14 protein-coding genes are annotated in these 15,046 nt (G+C 58.3%); 6 read left to right on the top strand and 8 right to left on the bottom strand.

Going from position 1 to position 15,046, the window contains the following annotated elements; all coding sequences use genetic code 11:
* Positions 1-4: 4 nt before the first annotated feature.
* The 4 genes from clpB to thiS form a co-directional block, all read right to left on the bottom strand.
* A complete protein-coding gene (clpB, locus tag ACQK2Q_RS00720; protein ID WP_425407840.1) occupies positions 5-2,662 on the bottom strand; it encodes an ATP-dependent chaperone ClpB in 2,658 nt (885 codons plus the stop codon).
* Positions 2,663-2,839: 177 nt separating this feature from the next.
* Positions 2,840-3,163, bottom strand: coding sequence for a hypothetical protein (locus tag ACQK2Q_RS00715; RefSeq protein ID WP_425407839.1), 324 nt, complete (start codon positions 3,161-3,163; stop codon positions 2,840-2,842).
* A 271-nt stretch (positions 3,164-3,434) separates the two neighbouring features.
* Entirely contained in the window at positions 3,435-4,205 is a 771-nt protein-coding gene (locus tag ACQK2Q_RS00710; protein ID WP_425407838.1) for a thiazole synthase, read from the bottom strand.
* A 3-nt stretch (positions 4,206-4,208) separates the two neighbouring features.
* Positions 4,209-4,409: a sulfur carrier protein ThiS gene (gene thiS / locus ACQK2Q_RS00705; protein ID WP_425407837.1), complete on the bottom strand. Its 201-nt coding sequence runs from the start codon at positions 4,407-4,409 to the stop codon at positions 4,209-4,211.
* Positions 4,410-4,516: 107 nt separating this feature from the next.
* Here thiS and aroQ point away from each other — a divergent pair, with 107 nt between their 5' ends.
* The 4 genes from aroQ to aat all read left to right on the top strand — a co-directional run bounded on the left by aroQ (position 4,517) and on the right by aat (position 7,649).
* Positions 4,517-4,978, top strand: coding sequence for a type II 3-dehydroquinate dehydratase (aroQ, locus tag ACQK2Q_RS00700; RefSeq protein WP_425407836.1), 462 nt, complete (start codon positions 4,517-4,519; stop codon positions 4,976-4,978).
* A gap of 42 nt (positions 4,979-5,020) precedes the next feature.
* A complete protein-coding gene (gene accB, locus ACQK2Q_RS00695) occupies positions 5,021-5,494 on the top strand; it encodes an acetyl-CoA carboxylase biotin carboxyl carrier protein (RefSeq protein ID WP_425407835.1) in 474 nt (157 codons plus the stop codon).
* A 40-nt stretch (positions 5,495-5,534) separates the two neighbouring features.
* Entirely contained in the window at positions 5,535-6,878 is a 1,344-nt protein-coding gene (gene accC / locus ACQK2Q_RS00690) for an acetyl-CoA carboxylase biotin carboxylase subunit (protein WP_425407834.1), read from the top strand.
* A gap of 105 nt (positions 6,879-6,983) precedes the next feature.
* A complete protein-coding gene (gene aat / locus ACQK2Q_RS00685; protein ID WP_425407833.1) occupies positions 6,984-7,649 on the top strand; it encodes a leucyl/phenylalanyl-tRNA--protein transferase in 666 nt (221 codons plus the stop codon).
* Here the strand turns inward: aat and ACQK2Q_RS00680 are convergent.
* Genes ACQK2Q_RS00680 through ACQK2Q_RS00670 form a run of 3 tightly spaced genes read right to left on the bottom strand, consistent with a single transcriptional unit; the run spans position 7,601 to position 9,216 of the window.
* Entirely contained in the window at positions 7,601-8,260 is a 660-nt protein-coding gene (locus ACQK2Q_RS00680) for a DUF2155 domain-containing protein (protein ID WP_425407832.1), read from the bottom strand. The two genes, aat and ACQK2Q_RS00680, sit on opposite strands and share 49 nt — an antisense overlap.
* The gene (gene mlaD, locus ACQK2Q_RS00675; protein WP_425407831.1) at positions 8,260-8,763 is read right to left on the bottom strand and encodes an outer membrane lipid asymmetry maintenance protein MlaD; all 504 of its coding nucleotides are present in this window, start codon (positions 8,761-8,763) and stop codon (positions 8,260-8,262) included. The genes ACQK2Q_RS00680 and mlaD overlap by 1 nt, the downstream gene beginning before the upstream one ends.
* Positions 8,764-8,808: 45 nt before the next feature.
* Positions 8,809-9,216, bottom strand: coding sequence for an NADH:ubiquinone oxidoreductase subunit NDUFA12 (locus tag ACQK2Q_RS00670; protein WP_425407830.1), 408 nt, complete (start codon positions 9,214-9,216; stop codon positions 8,809-8,811).
* A 213-nt stretch (positions 9,217-9,429) separates the two neighbouring features.
* On the opposite strand from ACQK2Q_RS00670, the gene ACQK2Q_RS00665 reads away from it, so the two are divergent.
* Together ACQK2Q_RS00665 and ACQK2Q_RS00660 are read left to right on the top strand one after the other, a co-directional pair.
* A complete protein-coding gene (locus ACQK2Q_RS00665) occupies positions 9,430-13,197 on the top strand; it encodes a vitamin B12-dependent ribonucleotide reductase (RefSeq protein ID WP_425407829.1) in 3,768 nt (1,255 codons plus the stop codon).
* A 136-nt stretch (positions 13,198-13,333) separates the two neighbouring features.
* Positions 13,334-14,182 (top strand): pentapeptide repeat-containing protein, encoded by an 849-nt coding sequence (locus tag ACQK2Q_RS00660; RefSeq protein ID WP_425407828.1) that lies wholly within the window; start codon positions 13,334-13,336, stop codon positions 14,180-14,182.
* Here ACQK2Q_RS00660 and ACQK2Q_RS00655 read toward each other — a convergent pair whose 3' ends face one another.
* Positions 14,183-15,004 carry a transglycosylase SLT domain-containing protein gene (locus tag ACQK2Q_RS00655; RefSeq protein WP_425407827.1) on the bottom strand — a complete coding sequence of 274 codons (822 nt, stop codon included), beginning with the start codon at positions 15,002-15,004 and terminating at the stop codon, positions 14,183-14,185. It abuts the gene before it with no gap.
* Positions 15,005-15,046: the final 42 nt, after the last annotated feature.

Raw genomic sequence — 15,046 nt, 5'->3', positions numbered from 1 at the left:
TTTGTCAGTTCAGCAGCGCGCCGGCGGGCGGACTGTCTCCGTTTGCGCCCAGTGAAAAAGTATCGCGACCGCCGACGGCGTTGCCGTCAATAGTCAGGCCGCTGTCATCCGCCGATACTTCAAGCCGCGCGCCGTCATTTACCTGACCCGCCAGCAACATTTCCGCCAGCGGATCCTGTAGCTTTTTCTGGATGACGCGTTTTAAGGGACGCGCCCCGTAAACCGGGTCATAGCCATTATCGCCCAGCCATGCGCGCGCCTTGTCATCCAGATCGAGTGTAATCTTCCGATCCGAGAGGAGCTTTTGAAGTCGTGCGATCTGGATGTCCACGATCGCGTCCATATTATCACGGGTGAGCCGGTGAAACAGGATGATTTCATCAAGACGATTCAAGAATTCCGGCCGGAATTTTGATCGAACCGCCTCCATCACCTGTGGGCGCACGGCGTCCGAATCCTGCCCTTCCGGCTGGCTTGCAAGGTATTCCGCACCAAGATTAGATGTCATGATGATAAGCGTGTTCTTGAAATCGACCGTGTGACCCTGTCCATCGGTCAGGCGTCCATCATCAAGCACCTGCAACAGCACGTTGAAAACATCGGGATGCGCCTTTTCAATTTCATCGAACAACACGACCTGATAGGGGCGGCGCCGCACGCGTTCGGTCAATACGCCGCCTTCTTCATAGCCGACATATCCAGGCGGCGCGCCGATGAGCCGCGCGACAGAATGTTTTTCCATGAACTCCGACATATCAATCCGCGCGATAGCGGTTTCATCATCGAACATGAATTCCGCAAGCGCTTTTGTGAGCTCGGTCTTGCCGACGCCGGTCGGACCCAGGAACAAGAAAGAGCCCATTGGCCGATTCGGATCTTTCAGCCCGGCCCGCGCGCGGCGCACTGCGGAAGACACCGCAGTTACGGCTTCGCGTTGACCGATAACGCGGTTACCAAGACCGGTTTCCATTGAGAGAAGCTTTTCGCGCTCGCCTTCCAGCATTTTATCGACAGGCACCCCCGTCCATCGCGAAACGATGGCGGCGATATTCTCATCATCGACAACTTCATGCACCAGCGCCTTGGCTTTCGCCTCTTCGCCTTTTTCTTCGGCGGCGGCAAGCTGCTTTTCCAGCGCGGGAATTTCCCCGTATTTCAATTCGGAAGCGCGGCCGAGATCGCCGCGGCGTTCCGCATCAGCCAGTTGCTGACGGGCGTGATCAAGCGATTCCTTAACTTTCGTCGAGGAGGCGAGACTTTCTTTCTCCGACTTCCATCGCGCCGTCAGGTCTGCTGACTTTTGTTCCAGCTCGGATAATTCCTTATCGAGTTTTTCAAGCCGGTCTTTTGATGCGCTGTCGCTTTCTTTTTTTAGCGCTTCGCGCTCGATCTTCATCTGGATGATGCGCCGGTCGAGTTCGTCGAGCTCCTCCGGCTTGGAATCGACTTCCATACGCAGGCGCGAGGCCGCCTCGTCCACAAGGTCGATGGCCTTGTCAGGCAAAAACCGGTCGGTGATATAACGGTTCGACAATGTCGCCGCCGCGACGATTGCGCTGTCGGAAATGCGCACGCCGTGGTGCAGCTCGTATTTTTCTTTCAAGCCGCGAAGAATGGAAACCGTATCCTCCACCGTCGGCTCATCCACAAACACCGCCTGAAACCGCCGCGCCAGCGCTGCGTCTTTTTCCACATATTTCCGGTATTCATCGAGCGTCGTTGCGCCGACGCAGTGGAGTTCACCGCGCGCCAATGCCGGTTTCAACAGGTTTGACGCATCCATGGCGCCGTCCGATTTGCCCGCGCCAACCAGCGTGTGCATTTCGTCGATAAATAAAATGATCTGGCCGTCGGCGCCCGTCACTTCCTGCAACACCGCTTTCAGGCGCTCCTCAAATTCGCCGCGATATTTCGCACCGGCGATCAGCGCGCCCATATCGAGCGCTAACAGCGACTTATCTTTCAAACTTTCAGGCACGTCGCCGTTAACGATGCGCAGCGCCAATCCTTCCGCAATAGCGGTTTTGCCGACGCCGGGCTCGCCAATCAGAACAGGATTGTTCTTTGTACGGCGCGACAGCACCTGCATGGTGCGGCGAATTTCTTCATCGCGGCCAATAACGGGATCAAGCTTACCGTCTCTCGCCGTTTCAGTGAGATCGCGCGCATAGCGTTTCAGCGCGTCATACGCCTGTTCGGCGGAGGCGGTGTCTGCAGTCCGGCCTTTTCTGACATCGTTGATGGCTTCATTGAGCTTGACGGCGGTAACGCCCGCCTCTTTCAGTATCTTCGCCGCGCCAGCGCCCGTTTCAACTGCAAGCGCCGTCAACAATCGCTCTGCGGTGACAAATTTGTCGCCGGCTTTTTTACCGATGTCTTCCGCCGCGGCAAAAACCTTTGCGGTTGGCGCGGCCATATAAATCTGACCGCTACCGCCTTCGACTTGCGGCAATTTGGAAAGCGCCTCGTCCGTGAGTTGAAGCGCCTTATCCGGCTGGCCGCCAGCGGCGCGGATGAGGTTGGCCGCCAGGCCCTCCTGATCGTCGAGGAGCGCCTTTAAAAGATGTTCCGGCGTGAACTGCTGGTGATTATCGCGCAATGCGATTGTTTGCGCAGCTTGGATAAGACCGCGGGCGCGGTCGGTATAGTTTTCAAATTGCATCTCGACCTCAGTTTGAGCGTCCAATGGTTAAAGCGCCCCTATTAGGCGACGCTTTTTCGTTCGAGATAGAGATGGGGTCCCGGCGTCCGAAAACAAGCCAATCCGGGGCTTCAGACAAGAAAAAACCGGCGGCGCAAGGCCGCGCCGCCGGTTTTGAAAAATCGTTAACAAATCCGATTAGTAGTCGCCGTCTTTTTTCTTCATGGCTTCTTTTTCGGCCATCATAGCGGCCTGATGGGCTTTGGCTTCTTCCAGCGAAACCATGCCGTCATCGCCGGCGGACTCCGCCCATTTCGCCCATTCTGATTCCGCTTCAGCCGTCTTGTAGGCCATATACTCTTCGCTGCTTACATTGCCGTCGCCATTGGCGTCGACTTCAGCGAACTTGGCTTCAAGTTTGGCTTCATGGTCCATTTTGCCTTCTTCATGATGTCCGGCGATCGCGCTGGAAGCGGCAAGCGCGCCAGCGCCGGCGATCAAGGAAAATACAGTCTTGTTCATGGGAGTTCCTCTCAGAAATTTTTGTCACAGAATTTCAGCGCAGACCAAACAAGTCCCGCCTGAACTCAGTTAACACAAACCATCGGGAATGATTGCTTAATGATCATTTATACGTCTTACGCTTCGGTAAGAATGTGAAAGGGGCATTGTATTCACTGGCGTTTTCAGTGGTTTGATAAAATCACGATAGCGTGACTTGCAAAGGTTTCGCGCCTTTTTCGTGTTTAGGGCTCGGCAATGAAGACAAATCAGGATTGACGTCATCGCTTGATCAGATCAGTCCGGCCAGCGGCGATGAGGGATCGGCGTAGCGCTTTTTCGGCATGCGCCCCGCCAGATAGGCTTCCCGGCCGGCGATCACGGCGTGTTTCATGGCCGACGCCATAAGGATCGGGTTTTTCGCTTCCGCAATAGCCGTATTCATCAAAACGCCGTCGCACCCTATTTCCATTGCTACAGCGGCGTCAGACGCCGTGCCGACGCCTGCATCAACTATGACAGGTACGGATGATTGCTCGACGATCAGACGAATATTTACCGGATTAACAATACCAAGGCCGGAACCAATCAAGGACCCCAAAGGCATGATTGCGCAACAGCCGGCGTCCTCCAGCTTCCGCGCATAAACAGGGTCGTCAGAACAATAGACCATGACGTCAAAGCCTTCCTTGATAAGAAGCTTTGCGGCCTTAAGGGTTTCTTCCATTTCGGGATAAAGCGTTTTCTGGTCCGCGAGGACTTCGAGCTTTACAAGCTCCCAGCCGCCCGCTTCGCGCGCCAGACGTAAAGTGCGGATCGCTTCTTCAGCCGTGAAACAACCGGCGGTGTTTGGCAGGTAAACATATTTTTCCGGGTCCAGATAATCGACAAGCAGCGGCTTATCCCTGTCTGTGAGATTCACCCGGCGCACTGCGACCGTCACCATTTCCGCGCCGGCCGCTTCTGCGGCTTCGGCGTTCTGGGCGTAGGTCTCATATTTCCCAGTGCCGATAATCAGCCGGGAGGATAGCTTTCGGCCCGCCACTTCCAACATATCGCTCATAGATCAACCGCCTCCGACAAACTGCACAATTTCAATTTTATCGCCGTCATTCAACGCCGTCGCATCAAATTGCGATTTCGGCACAATCTCCAGATTGCGCTCAACAGCGATCTTTTTCGGCTCCAGTTCCAGCGCCGACAGGAGACCCGATACTGTCATTGGCGCAGGAAAGCGCTTTTCTTCGCCGTTGACGATAATATCCATGAAAATTCAACCACTTCTGTCTATTGCGGAAGCTATCAAAGGCCCCGTATTATGACTCTTTCATAGGGACGGGCGAAGGGGCCTTGCAAGCGGCGACGGAGCGCGTAATGGCGGCGCAACTGATATATGTGGTGAACGGGCCCAATTTGAACCTTTTGGGCCGGCGCGAACCGCATATTTACGGTACACAGACCCTGGCCGATATCGAATCAGCCACAGCCGCCAGCGCCGATAATTTCGGCTTTTCCATCGATTTTCGCCAATCGAACTCAGAAGGGGCATTGATTGACTGGGTTCAGGAGGCCGATGCAAAGGCCTCAGGCCTGATTATCAATCCCGGCGCGTATACGCATACATCCATCGCCCTCCTTGACGCGCTTCAGGCGGCCTCTATTGCTAAAATCGAGCTTCACCTTTCCAATATTCACGCCCGCGAAGCCTTCCGGCGGCGATCGGTCACGGCCACAGCCGCCGACGGGGTCATTATGGGGTTTGGCGCGGCGGGGTATCGTTTAGCCCTGGAAGCTCTTAAAAGCCTATTGGAACACCGCGCCGCTACGCAGAATTAAGGCCGCTGGCGGCGCTATAGTTTGAATTCAGCAGGGATCTGCATGTCGGATAAAAAAAATAAATCAGAACACGGGCTGGAAGCCGCCTGGATACGCGAACTGGCGGGCATTCTGGAAGAAACAGGACTCACGGAAATCGAGATAGAAAAAGACGCAGTGCGACTGCGCGTGTCCCGTCAGGGGGGCGTCGCCTCATTCGCTGCACCTGGGGCTGCGCTGCCCGCCGCCCCCAATCCGGCGTCGGCGCCGCCGACGCCGCCCGCGGCGCCAAGCGTCGATCATCCGGGCGCGGTTAAATCGCCCATGGTCGGCACCGTCTATCTTGCGCCATCGCCGGGCGCCGCCGCTTTTGCAAAGGAAGGCGCGCAAGTGACCGAAGGCCAGACCGTCATGATCGTCGAGGCCATGAAAACCATGAACCCCATTACTGCGCCGCGGTCGGGGACGGTGTCGAAAGTGCTGGTCTCGGACGCACAGCCAGTAGAATTTGACGAGCCTTTGCTCATCATCGAATAGCCCGCGCGCGCATCGGCGCCGCCCGCAAAACGGATAAGACATGTTCAACAAGGTCCTTATCGCCAATCGCGGTGAAATCGCCCTTCGCATCCACAGGGCGTGCAAGGAACTCGGCATCGATACTGTCGCCGTGCATTCCACCGCCGACGAGGATGCGATGCATGTGCGCCTCGCCGATGAAAGCGTTTGCATCGGCCCGCCGGCGCCGAAGGATTCCTATCTGAATATCCCTGCGATCATATCCGCCGCGGAAATCACCGGGGCCGACGCCATTCATCCCGGTTACGGTTTTCTTTCAGAAAATGCGCGTTTCGCCGACATCGTCAAAGCACACGACATCACCTTTATCGGTCCCGATGCGGAACATATCCGCGTGATGGGCGACAAGATTGCGGCGAAAGAAGCCGTTGGCGGAGCCGGCATCCCCTTGGTGCCGGGTTCGGACGGGGCCGTAAACTCGTATGAGGAAGCCCGCGTCGCCGCGCAGGACATAGGTTATCCGGTGCTGGTCAAAGCCGCCTCAGGCGGCGGCGGGCGCGGCATGAAGGTCGCCAGAACCGCAGCCGATCTGGAAGAAGCGTTATCCACCGCCAAGGCCGAGGCCAAGGGCGCGTTTGGCGACGATGCGGTTTATCTTGAAAAATACTTGACGCTGCCGCGCCATATCGAACTTCAGATTATTGCCGATAAATACGGCAACGTCGTGCAGCTCGGCGAGCGTGACTGCTCTTTGCAGCGCCGTCACCAGAAGGTCCTAGAGGAAGCGCTCTCGCCCGCTCTCACCGATAAGGAGCGTTCGCGCATTGGCGAGACCGTACGGAAAGCGATTGAAAAAATCGGCTATCTGGGCGCCGGCACAATCGAGTTTCTGTACGAGAACGGCGAATTTTATTTTATTGAAATGAACACGCGCCTTCAGGTTGAACACCCGATCACCGAACAGGTGACGCGCATCGATCTTGTGCGTGAACAGATCATGGTGGCGACCGGCGAGAAACTCAGCATGCGCCAGGATGAGGTTATCTTTAAAGGCCACGCTATTGAATGCCGCGTTAACGCCGAAGACCCGCGCACATTCCGCCCCTCACCCGGCGAGATCAAACAGTTTCACGCCGCGGGCGGACCGGGCGTGCGCTTCGATTCCGCCGTTTACACAGGGTATAAAATTCCGCCCTATTACGACTCGATGATCGGCAAGCTGATCGTCTACGGCGAAGACCGCCCCCACTGCATCGCCCGCCTGCGCCGGGCGCTGTCAGAAATGGTGTTTGCCGGCGTCGATACGACCGTGCCGCTGTTCATGGATCTCGTGGAAGACCCGGAGTTCCAGCAGGGCGACTATCACATCCACTGGCTGGAAGAGTGGCTGGCGAAGAACGATTAACAGTAAGCAAGAATAGCAGGCCGTGCGGCGATTCAGCCGTTTCAAAGGATCACTGACAACACATCCTTATTGAAAATTGCACCCGGCGCATTTCATAATACTTTAATGCCCCGCGACAGCGCCAATTCGATCCGTACAGATGAGCTATTGAAAGCCTATACGCTCGGCTATTTCCCCATGGCGCGTACGCGTGACGACGACGCTGTTGTCTGGGTTTTGCCGGATGAGCGGGGCGTCATACCGCTCAATCAGCCGCATGTGCCGAAAAAACTTGCCCAGTTCATGAGATCTGAGCCTTTCGAAATCCGTATGGACACGGCTTTCGCGGACGTCATCGCCGCCTGCGCCGAGACGACAAAAGCCCGGCCTGACACCTGGATCAATGACGCGATCATCGAAGCCTATTCGGAACTGCATTTTCAGGGGCGCGCGCATTCAATTGAGTGCTGGCGAAACGGCAAGCTTGTCGGCGGCCTGTACGGCGTGGTTGTCGGCGCGGCGTTTTGCGGCGAGAGCATGTTTTCGCGCGAAACCAACGCCAGCAAGGTCGCCATGGTTTACCTGATGGCGCGGTTAAAAACCGGCGGGTTTCATTTTATCGACGCGCAGTTTTACAACGACCATTTAACCCAGTTCGGTCTCGTCGGGGTTGCGGACACCGACTACCAGATCATGCTGGACAGGGCGATTCGTTCCCATGCGGACTTTTTTGCCGCGCCGGATCAACTCTCAACGACGCGGGTTTTGCAGTCGATCACCCAGACGTCATAAACTGAATGTTCAAGCGCGTTCAGCGCCGGCGATGACGCGAACATCCAGCCGCGGAAAATATTGACGCCTTCCGCCTGCGGACCTTCGGCGACTACAGGCGCAGGGCCTTTTGTCTGTTCCAGTCTCGCCGCAGGCGCATCGCCGACCGCTTCTCCGGGCAGAACGTCCAGATCCAGAGGTTCAATTTCATCTTCGATGACTTCGGGTTCGGAAATTTTCAAATCGCTTGAGCGGTTATTGTATTCGGTGTCGAAAATTTCAAGAAACGCCGTTGTTTCAGGGAACTCTTCCGGCGGGCGCTTGTCGCAGGTGCGCGGCTGGATTTCCAGGGAACCGAAACGGGCGACCTCGTTCATTTCGATTTCGATATCCGTATACCGCGCCGTCGTTTTGTTGAGCGCGCGCAGCGTCACCGAAACCGGCTCCCGCATCTCGCTTTCAATGACGCCGGCGAAAGGGTCGTCCTCTGATCGCGAAAGCTGCTCCAGCTCGCTCAGCTCGTCGTCTTCGCTTTCTTCAAGCCCGGCCAGCGGGTCGTCCGCAGGCGGCGTTTGCGCCAAAGCCGCCGCGGAAAATACGCCGGCCGCGGCTATTACAGTAACGATACGCATTAAAAGTCTCCCAGCGGATCGTCTTGGGCTTTATCATTTTGATTGTTCTTGCCGCCGCCGCTCTGACTGGTAAAGGCCTGCACCGCCAGACCCAGCAGATCGACCGAGCCTTGTGTGATGGTGATCTTGTCGCCGGCGCGCAGCATCTCTTCGGCCGCGCCGGGTTCGATGGCGATATGGGCGCCGCCGAGAATACCGTCGGAAACAACCTTCGCCACGGAGTCTTCGGGCACGCCAACGCCCTTGTCGATTGCGAGCGCGACATTGGCTTCATACGTATTCTGGTCGAGACGGTTCGCGGATACGGTGCCGACCTTGACGCCGGCGATGCGCACATCCGACCCGATGGTGACGCCGTCAACGCGGCCGAAAATGGCTTCGAGTTCATAAGAATTCTTGCCGAGCGCCGTCCCGCTGGCGCCGTAAGCATAAACCAGAAAGGCGACGGCGACGGTTATGACGATGACGCCGACAACTGTTTCAAAAAATCCTGCTCGCGACATAGCTAACTCCCCGGGGCGTATTTGACGGTCATGCAACGCCCCGCATTAAGCATTCTCAGGCGACCACGCCTCGTAATCATCATTGACGTCGGCGGGCCCGCCGGCGCGCGAAAGACTGCCCTTCGGATGATAGGCGAGCGGCGTTCCCGTCATATTCGGTAAATGATCCGTCTCAAAATTGCGCCGCGTCAAGGGCGCAACGGTCGGCGGTTCGTCGAATGTGTGATGCAGCCAGCCATGCCAGTCCGAGGGCACGCGGGAAGCTTCTGCAACGCCATGATAGATGACCCAGCGCCGCGAACGGTTGGCGGCGCCGGGAAGGCTGGCGTCTTTTTCCTCGTAATAGCGGTTGCCCTGCTCGTCCGTTCCCACAAGCCGCGCGCCTTTGCGCCAGAGCGTAAACGACGTCCCGTAAGTGGTTGAATTCCACCATGAAAACAGTTGAGAGAACATTCAGATATCCATTCCTGCCGCCGGCAGCCTACAGCCCGCGCGCGGCGCGAATATGGCGCCCGTTGACGCCGCCCGCAATAGACGCGAATTCAGGTGGAAAAACCGCCGATTTTCGGCCTTTTGCCATGGCGGACCGCTGACGGGCCGCGCCTGCGGGACTATATTTACTTTTTGGCGAACGAATCGGGCCAGACGGCCCGGCGGAGCAATTCGATGCGTATTGAACGGCGATATTCCGACGATGGCGGCGGCGCTTATGGCGCGCGTCCGGACGGCGTCATCTTTCGGCGCGCCGATTCGGAAATCCGCACGATCTCCGGGGACATCATTTTCGAAATGCGCGATCTGGAAGTTCCCAAAGGCTGGAGCCAGACCGCAATCGATATTCTGGCGCAAAAATATCTGCGCAAGGCGGGCGTCCCGGCCGCCACCAGAAAAGTCGCAGAAAAAGGCATGCCGGCGTTTCTCCAGCGCTCCATGCCGGACATCAAGGCGCTGGCGAAACTGCCTGCCGATCAGCGCTACGGTCCTGAGACATCGGCAAAACAGGTGTTCGACCGCATGGCCGGCGCCTGGGCCTATTGGGGCTGGAAAGGCGGCTATTTTTCGGATGAGGACTCCGCGCGCGCCTATCTGGATGAAATGCGCGCCATGCTGGCGATGCAGATCGCCGCGCCCAACTCTCCGCAATGGTTCAACACAGGCCTTCATTGGGCGTACGGCATCGACGCCGTCGGCCAGGGGCATTTTTATGTCGATCATGCGTCGGGGCGGCTTACCGAATCCGAAAGCGCTTATGAGCGTCCGCAACCTCACGCCTGCTTCATTCAGTCGGTGAAAGACAGCCTCACCGGCGACGGCGGGGTGATGGATTTGTGGAAGCGCGAAGCGCTGCTTTTCAAATACGGATCCGGTTCGGGTACGAATTTTTCCAATCTGCGCGGCGCGGACGAGCCCTTGTCCAGCGGCGGCAAGAGTTCCGGGCTGTTGAGTTTTCTGAAAGTCGGCGACGCGGCGGCGGGCGCGGTCAAGTCGGGCGGCACGACACGGCGTGCGGCGAAAATGGTGGTGGTCGACGCCGATCATCCGGATATTGAGGAATTTGTTTCCTGGAAAACGCGCGAAGAAGAAAAAGTCGCCATGCTGGTTGCAGGCTCGCGCGCCACAGCGAAGCATCTGCCGCTGATCCTCGCCGCCTGCTGGGCGGTGGACGACGATGACAAACGCTGCGAGCCCGGTGAAAATCCGGCGCTGAAATCCGCGGTGCGCGACGCCAAGAAAGCGTTTATTCCCGAAGCCTCGATCAAGCGCGTTATCGATTTTGCGCGCCAGGGCTATCGTGAGATTGTCGTTGAACGCTATGACCTTGACTGGGATTCGGAAAGCTATCGCACCGTATCCGGCCAGAACGCCAACAATTCGGTGCGCGTCACCGGCGATTTTCTGAAAGCCGTCAATGAAGACGGCGTGTGGGCGCTGAAAAGGCGCACGGACGGCAAGACGACCAAAACGCTGCGCGCGCGCGCCTTGTGGAGCAATATCTGTTCGGCGGCGTGGACCTGCGCCGATCCGGGGCTTCAGTTTCATGATACGATCAATGACTGGCACACCTGCCCCGCCGGCGGCGACATCCGCGCATCCAATCCGTGCTCGGAATATATGTTCCTCGACGACACGGCGTGCAATCTCGCCTCGCTCAATCTCCTGAAATTCAAAACCGATGACGGTTTCGATGTTGAAGGCTTTGAGCACGCCTGCCGCCTGTGGACCCTGACGCTGGAAATCTCCGTGATGATGGCGCAGTACCCTTCTGCGGAAATTGCGCGAAGGTCGTTTGACTACCGCACGCTGGGCCTTGGCTACGCCAATCTCGGCGGGCTGTTGATGGCGTCCGGCATCGCCTATGACAGCGAGGAAGCGCGCGCGCTGGCCGCCGGGGCCACCGCATTGATGACCGGCGCGGCCTATCGCGCGTCTGCGGAAATCGCCTCCACCGTGGGCGCGTTCGCGAAATATGACGAGAATCGCGAGGCTATGTTGCGTGTCCTGCGCAATCACCGGCGCGCCTGCGTCGGTACGGCTATCGGCGGCGCATTTGAAAGTCTCAGCGTCGAGCCGGCGCAGCTCGACGCCGACGCCGCGCCATTCAAGCAACTGACGGACGCCGCCCGGCGTGTGTGGAACGAAGCCTATGAGCTTGGCGCCATCAACGGTTTCCGCAATGCGCAAGTCACGGTGATTGCGCCCACCGGCACCATCGGCCTGGTCATGGATTGCGATACGACCGGGATCGAGCCGGATTTCGCGCTCGTTAAATTCAAAAAGCTGGCCGGCGGCGGTTTGCTGAAAATTATCAACCAGTCCGTACCCGCAGCATTGCGCTCCCTCGGTTACGCGGATGACGAGATTAACGACATCGTGCTTTACGCCACAGGCCGCGGCACGATGCAGGACGCGCCGGGCGTCAGTCTTGACGATCTGAGACGCGAAGGATTTGAAGACCGCCATATCAAGGCGCTGGAAGAGCGGCTGAAAACAGCGTTTGACCTGACCTACGCGTTCACCCCGCAGGCGCTCGGCGAGGATTTCTGCGTCAACATTCTCGGCATGCATGAAACGCAGCTTTCTTCCACGGGCTATGAGGTGCTGCGCTTTCTCGGTTTTGCCGATGAGGAAATTCATCAGGCTAATCTTTTCTGCTGCGGAGCGATGACCGTCGAAGGCGCGCCGCATCTGAAACCCGAGCATTATGCGGTCTTTGACTGCGCGACGCCTTGCGGGCGCATCGGAACCCGCTCGCTCAGCGTCGAGGCGCATCTTTCCATGATGGCGGCGGCGCAGCCCTTTATCTCCGGGGCTATTTCGAAAACCGTGAACCTGCCGGCGCGCGCCACTATCGGCGATTGCGCGCAAGCCTATCTTCTGGCGTGGCGCATGGGGCTTAAAGCGATCGCGCTTTACCGCGACGGCTCGAAACTGTCCCAGCCCCTGGCCGCCTCCCTGCTCGCTGCAGAGAGCGGCGAAGATGAAGATGACGACGCGCTCGCGGATGAACTTGCCGCTGCGCCGTCGGCGGAAAAATCCAAAATCGTCGCGGAACGCGTCGTCGAGCGCATTATCGAGCGCACGCCGGGGCGCCGGCGCCTGCCGGACCGCCGCAAGGGCTACATCCAAAAGGCCATCGTCGGCGGGCACAAGGTGTATCTGCACACCGGCGAATTTGACGACGGCGAGATTGGCGAAGTCTTCATCGACATGCACAAGGAAGGCGCGGCTTTCCGCTCCCTGATGAACAATTTCGCCATCGCCGTCTCGCTCGGCCTGCAATACGGTGTGCCGCTTGAAGAGTTCGTGGACGCCTATGTTTTCACGCGGTTCGACCCGTCCGGGCCGGTGCAGGGCAACGATCAGATCAAGAACGCCACATCGATCCTCGATTATATTTTCCGCGAGCTCGCCATTTCCTATCTCGGACGCACCGACCTCGCCCATGTCAGTCCTGAAGAGTCTGCGGTTGACGCCATCGGCCGCGGCGTCGACGAAGAAAAAACCGATGCGGGCGCCGACGCCGCGAAGCTCATATCGAAAGGGTTTTCGCGCTCCACGGTAACCGACAATCTGGTGATTTTGCGCGGCGGCGATTTTGACCGCCTGCGCGACGGCGCCAAAAGCGCGAACACCAATGAGATGAGGCGGCGCGACGCGATCGACGTGGAAGTCGAGGAAGCTGAAAACCCTGACGACATCAGAAAACCCCGCGCCGAAAGCCCGCCTGAAATCGAGGCGCAAATCGCCAAACTGGCTGACGCGGTCAATCAGAAGGCGCCGCGCGGCGTTTTGGCGACGCCGGGCGGACGGGCCGAGGCGCGCATCAAGGGCTATGAAGGCGACGCCTGCCCCGATTGCGGCCAGTTCACCATGGTCAGGAACGGCGCCTGTCTGAAATGCGACAGTTGCGGCGCATCGACGGGCTGTTCTTAAACAATGCGTTAACGATGTTACGTGTTGCGCGGCGGCGGATTTTGCCCGCCCGGACAATTGGATATTTACCCTTAAGCAAACGTTGACTTCCTGACGGCAAAATCGGGCTGCTTGTATTTTTGGGGAGTCCGCCGGAATGAAGCTAGTTGTGCTCATTCTATTGTTACTGGTCGGCGTCATGTCGCTCGTCACGACGATTACGCCCGGATCGCGGCAGTATAATAAACCGAACCCGGTGCGGGATATCGGCAAGGAAATCGCCAAGCCGCTTTCGCAAGTGGAGACCCTTGGTCCTGAGCTGACAAAGGCGCTTGATCGCACGGGCGTAAAACTCCCCTCGCTCACCGGAACGAAACCGCAAAAAATCGATGCGGCGCACGCCTTGCAGGATTTCACCGGCGCGGTATTCGCGAATATGGACCTGCCGCGCACCAACTTCGCCGGCTCCGTCCTTTCTGGTGCAGAGTTTCGCGAAGCCTTGCTTGACGAATCGAGCCTCGAAGGCGCCAGCGGCGAAAATGTGAATTTCAAGGGCGCGCGCATGGCGAAAAGCAATCTCAATGCGGCTCATTTCCCGAACAGCGATTTCACCAGCGCGGATCTGCGCGAGGCGAAGGCCCGCGCGGGACAGTTCGGCGATGCGAAGTTTATCGACAGCGATTTTTCATTCTCCTCGTTTGCCGGCGCGGCGCTTAACAAGTCCGACTTTCGCGCCGGTTACGGCGCAGGCGCATCTTTTGTGGGCGCGGACGCGACGGGCGCAATTTTCGACGGCGCCGATCTGACGGGCGTCAGGTTTGACAACGCGTCGCTCAACAAGGCGACCTTCTCCGCAACCAACCTGAAGGCGGCGAACTTCGCCGGCGCAAAATTGCACGGGGCCGATTTATCGGGCGCCGTCAATCTGACTACGGAACAACTTGTTAAAGCCTGCACATCAAGCGAGACCAGGCTTCCCGAGGGCGTCACCGCCCCACGCTGCTAATCAGCGGCTCTCCCGCTCATCTCGCTTCTCGCGCATCATGGTCGCGTCGAGCGCATCAAGCACGCCAAGCGCCATGGCGCTGAGACCGGAAACATGTGAGACGGCCGCACGCGCGGGAACAGCGAAACTGTCCGCCACGTAATTGCGATACGCTTTCACCGGCGCCATGCTTTTCGTTTCCGGCGCGGGATGAACCGATGCGCCGCCCGCCGCCTCGCCCATGGACTTTGCGATCGATGCCGCCACTTCGCCGACGGTTTTCGCCCGCGCGCCGTCATAAAAGACCGGCTTGTTCGCAGCTGCGGCCTGCGGCAACAGGTCTGCGGCTTTCACATTCGATGCGGCGGACAATAATTTCACGGCGCCGGACGGCCCCAGGAAATGCGCCGTATAAAGATCAGCGCTCGTGACGGCCCGGCCCAACCGCGATTCCAGCGAACGCTTGTTTTCATTCGCCAGCTCGCCCGCCATGGCCGACGCCTTGTCCGCGTCGAAACGCATATTGAGGATCGCCTGACGATCCGCCGGGTCAGCAATCGAATAGCGGCCGTTCGCGTTGCGGTTTATTTTCGCCGCCGCATCGCCAAGGCCGTGCGCGGCGCCGTAGTTTTTCACCGTCGCCAGCCATGTCTGTTCGATAAACTGAAAAAGGCCCGCCGCGCTCGATGTTTTCGCTTTCGCGTTCGGATCGAAGCCGCTCTCGCGCGCCGCCATTTTCATGAGAAAATCAAATTGCGCGCCTGTAGACGCGCTGGCCCGTTTGACGGCGCCTGTCACCATGGCGGCGCCTGTGGCGCCTGCGCTCGAAATTTCCGCGGTCATGCGGGCCCGTCCGTTTCAGCGTTTTCTTCAATGTTTTCCGGC

Origin of the sequence: Hyphococcus sp. (genome assembly GCF_965228385.1) — a bacterium.
In the GTDB taxonomy this organism is placed as follows: Bacteria; Pseudomonadota; Alphaproteobacteria; order Caulobacterales; family Parvularculaceae; genus Hyphococcus.
Note: the sequence above shows the minus strand (reverse complement) of the source record. Positions and strands in the feature narration are given on the sequence as shown.

Coding starts and splice junctions, on each gene's coding strand:
- aroQ (WP_425407836.1), top strand. CDS start 4,517: ATGGCGGCGCAACTGATATATGTGGTGAACGGGCCCAATTTGAACCTT.
- ACQK2Q_RS00660 (WP_425407828.1), top strand. CDS start 13,334: ATGAAGCTAGTTGTGCTCATTCTATTGTTACTGGTCGGCGTCATGTCG.
- ACQK2Q_RS00715 (WP_425407839.1), bottom strand. CDS start 3,163: ATGAACAAGACTGTATTTTCCTTGATCGCCGGCGCTGGCGCGCTTGCC.
- thiS (WP_425407837.1), bottom strand. CDS start 4,409: ATGGATATTATCGTCAACGGCGAAGAAAAGCGCTTTCCTGCGCCAATG.
- ACQK2Q_RS00680 (WP_425407832.1), bottom strand. CDS start 8,260: ATGCGTATCGTTACTGTAATAGCCGCGGCCGGCGTATTTTCCGCGGCG.
- ACQK2Q_RS00665 (WP_425407829.1), top strand. CDS start 9,430: ATGCGTATTGAACGGCGATATTCCGACGATGGCGGCGGCGCTTATGGC.
- aat (WP_425407833.1), top strand. CDS start 6,984: ATGCCCCGCGACAGCGCCAATTCGATCCGTACAGATGAGCTATTGAAA.
- accB (WP_425407835.1), top strand. CDS start 5,021: ATGTCGGATAAAAAAAATAAATCAGAACACGGGCTGGAAGCCGCCTGG.
- ACQK2Q_RS00670 (WP_425407830.1), bottom strand. CDS start 9,216: ATGTTCTCTCAACTGTTTTCATGGTGGAATTCAACCACTTACGGGACG.
- accC (WP_425407834.1), top strand. CDS start 5,535: ATGTTCAACAAGGTCCTTATCGCCAATCGCGGTGAAATCGCCCTTCGC.
- ACQK2Q_RS00655 (WP_425407827.1), bottom strand. CDS start 15,004: ATGACCGCGGAAATTTCGAGCGCAGGCGCCACAGGCGCCGCCATGGTG.
- mlaD (WP_425407831.1), bottom strand. CDS start 8,763: ATGTCGCGAGCAGGATTTTTTGAAACAGTTGTCGGCGTCATCGTCATA.
- clpB (WP_425407840.1), bottom strand. CDS start 2,662: ATGCAATTTGAAAACTATACCGACCGCGCCCGCGGTCTTATCCAAGCT.
- ACQK2Q_RS00710 (WP_425407838.1), bottom strand. CDS start 4,205: ATGAGCGATATGTTGGAAGTGGCGGGCCGAAAGCTATCCTCCCGGCTG.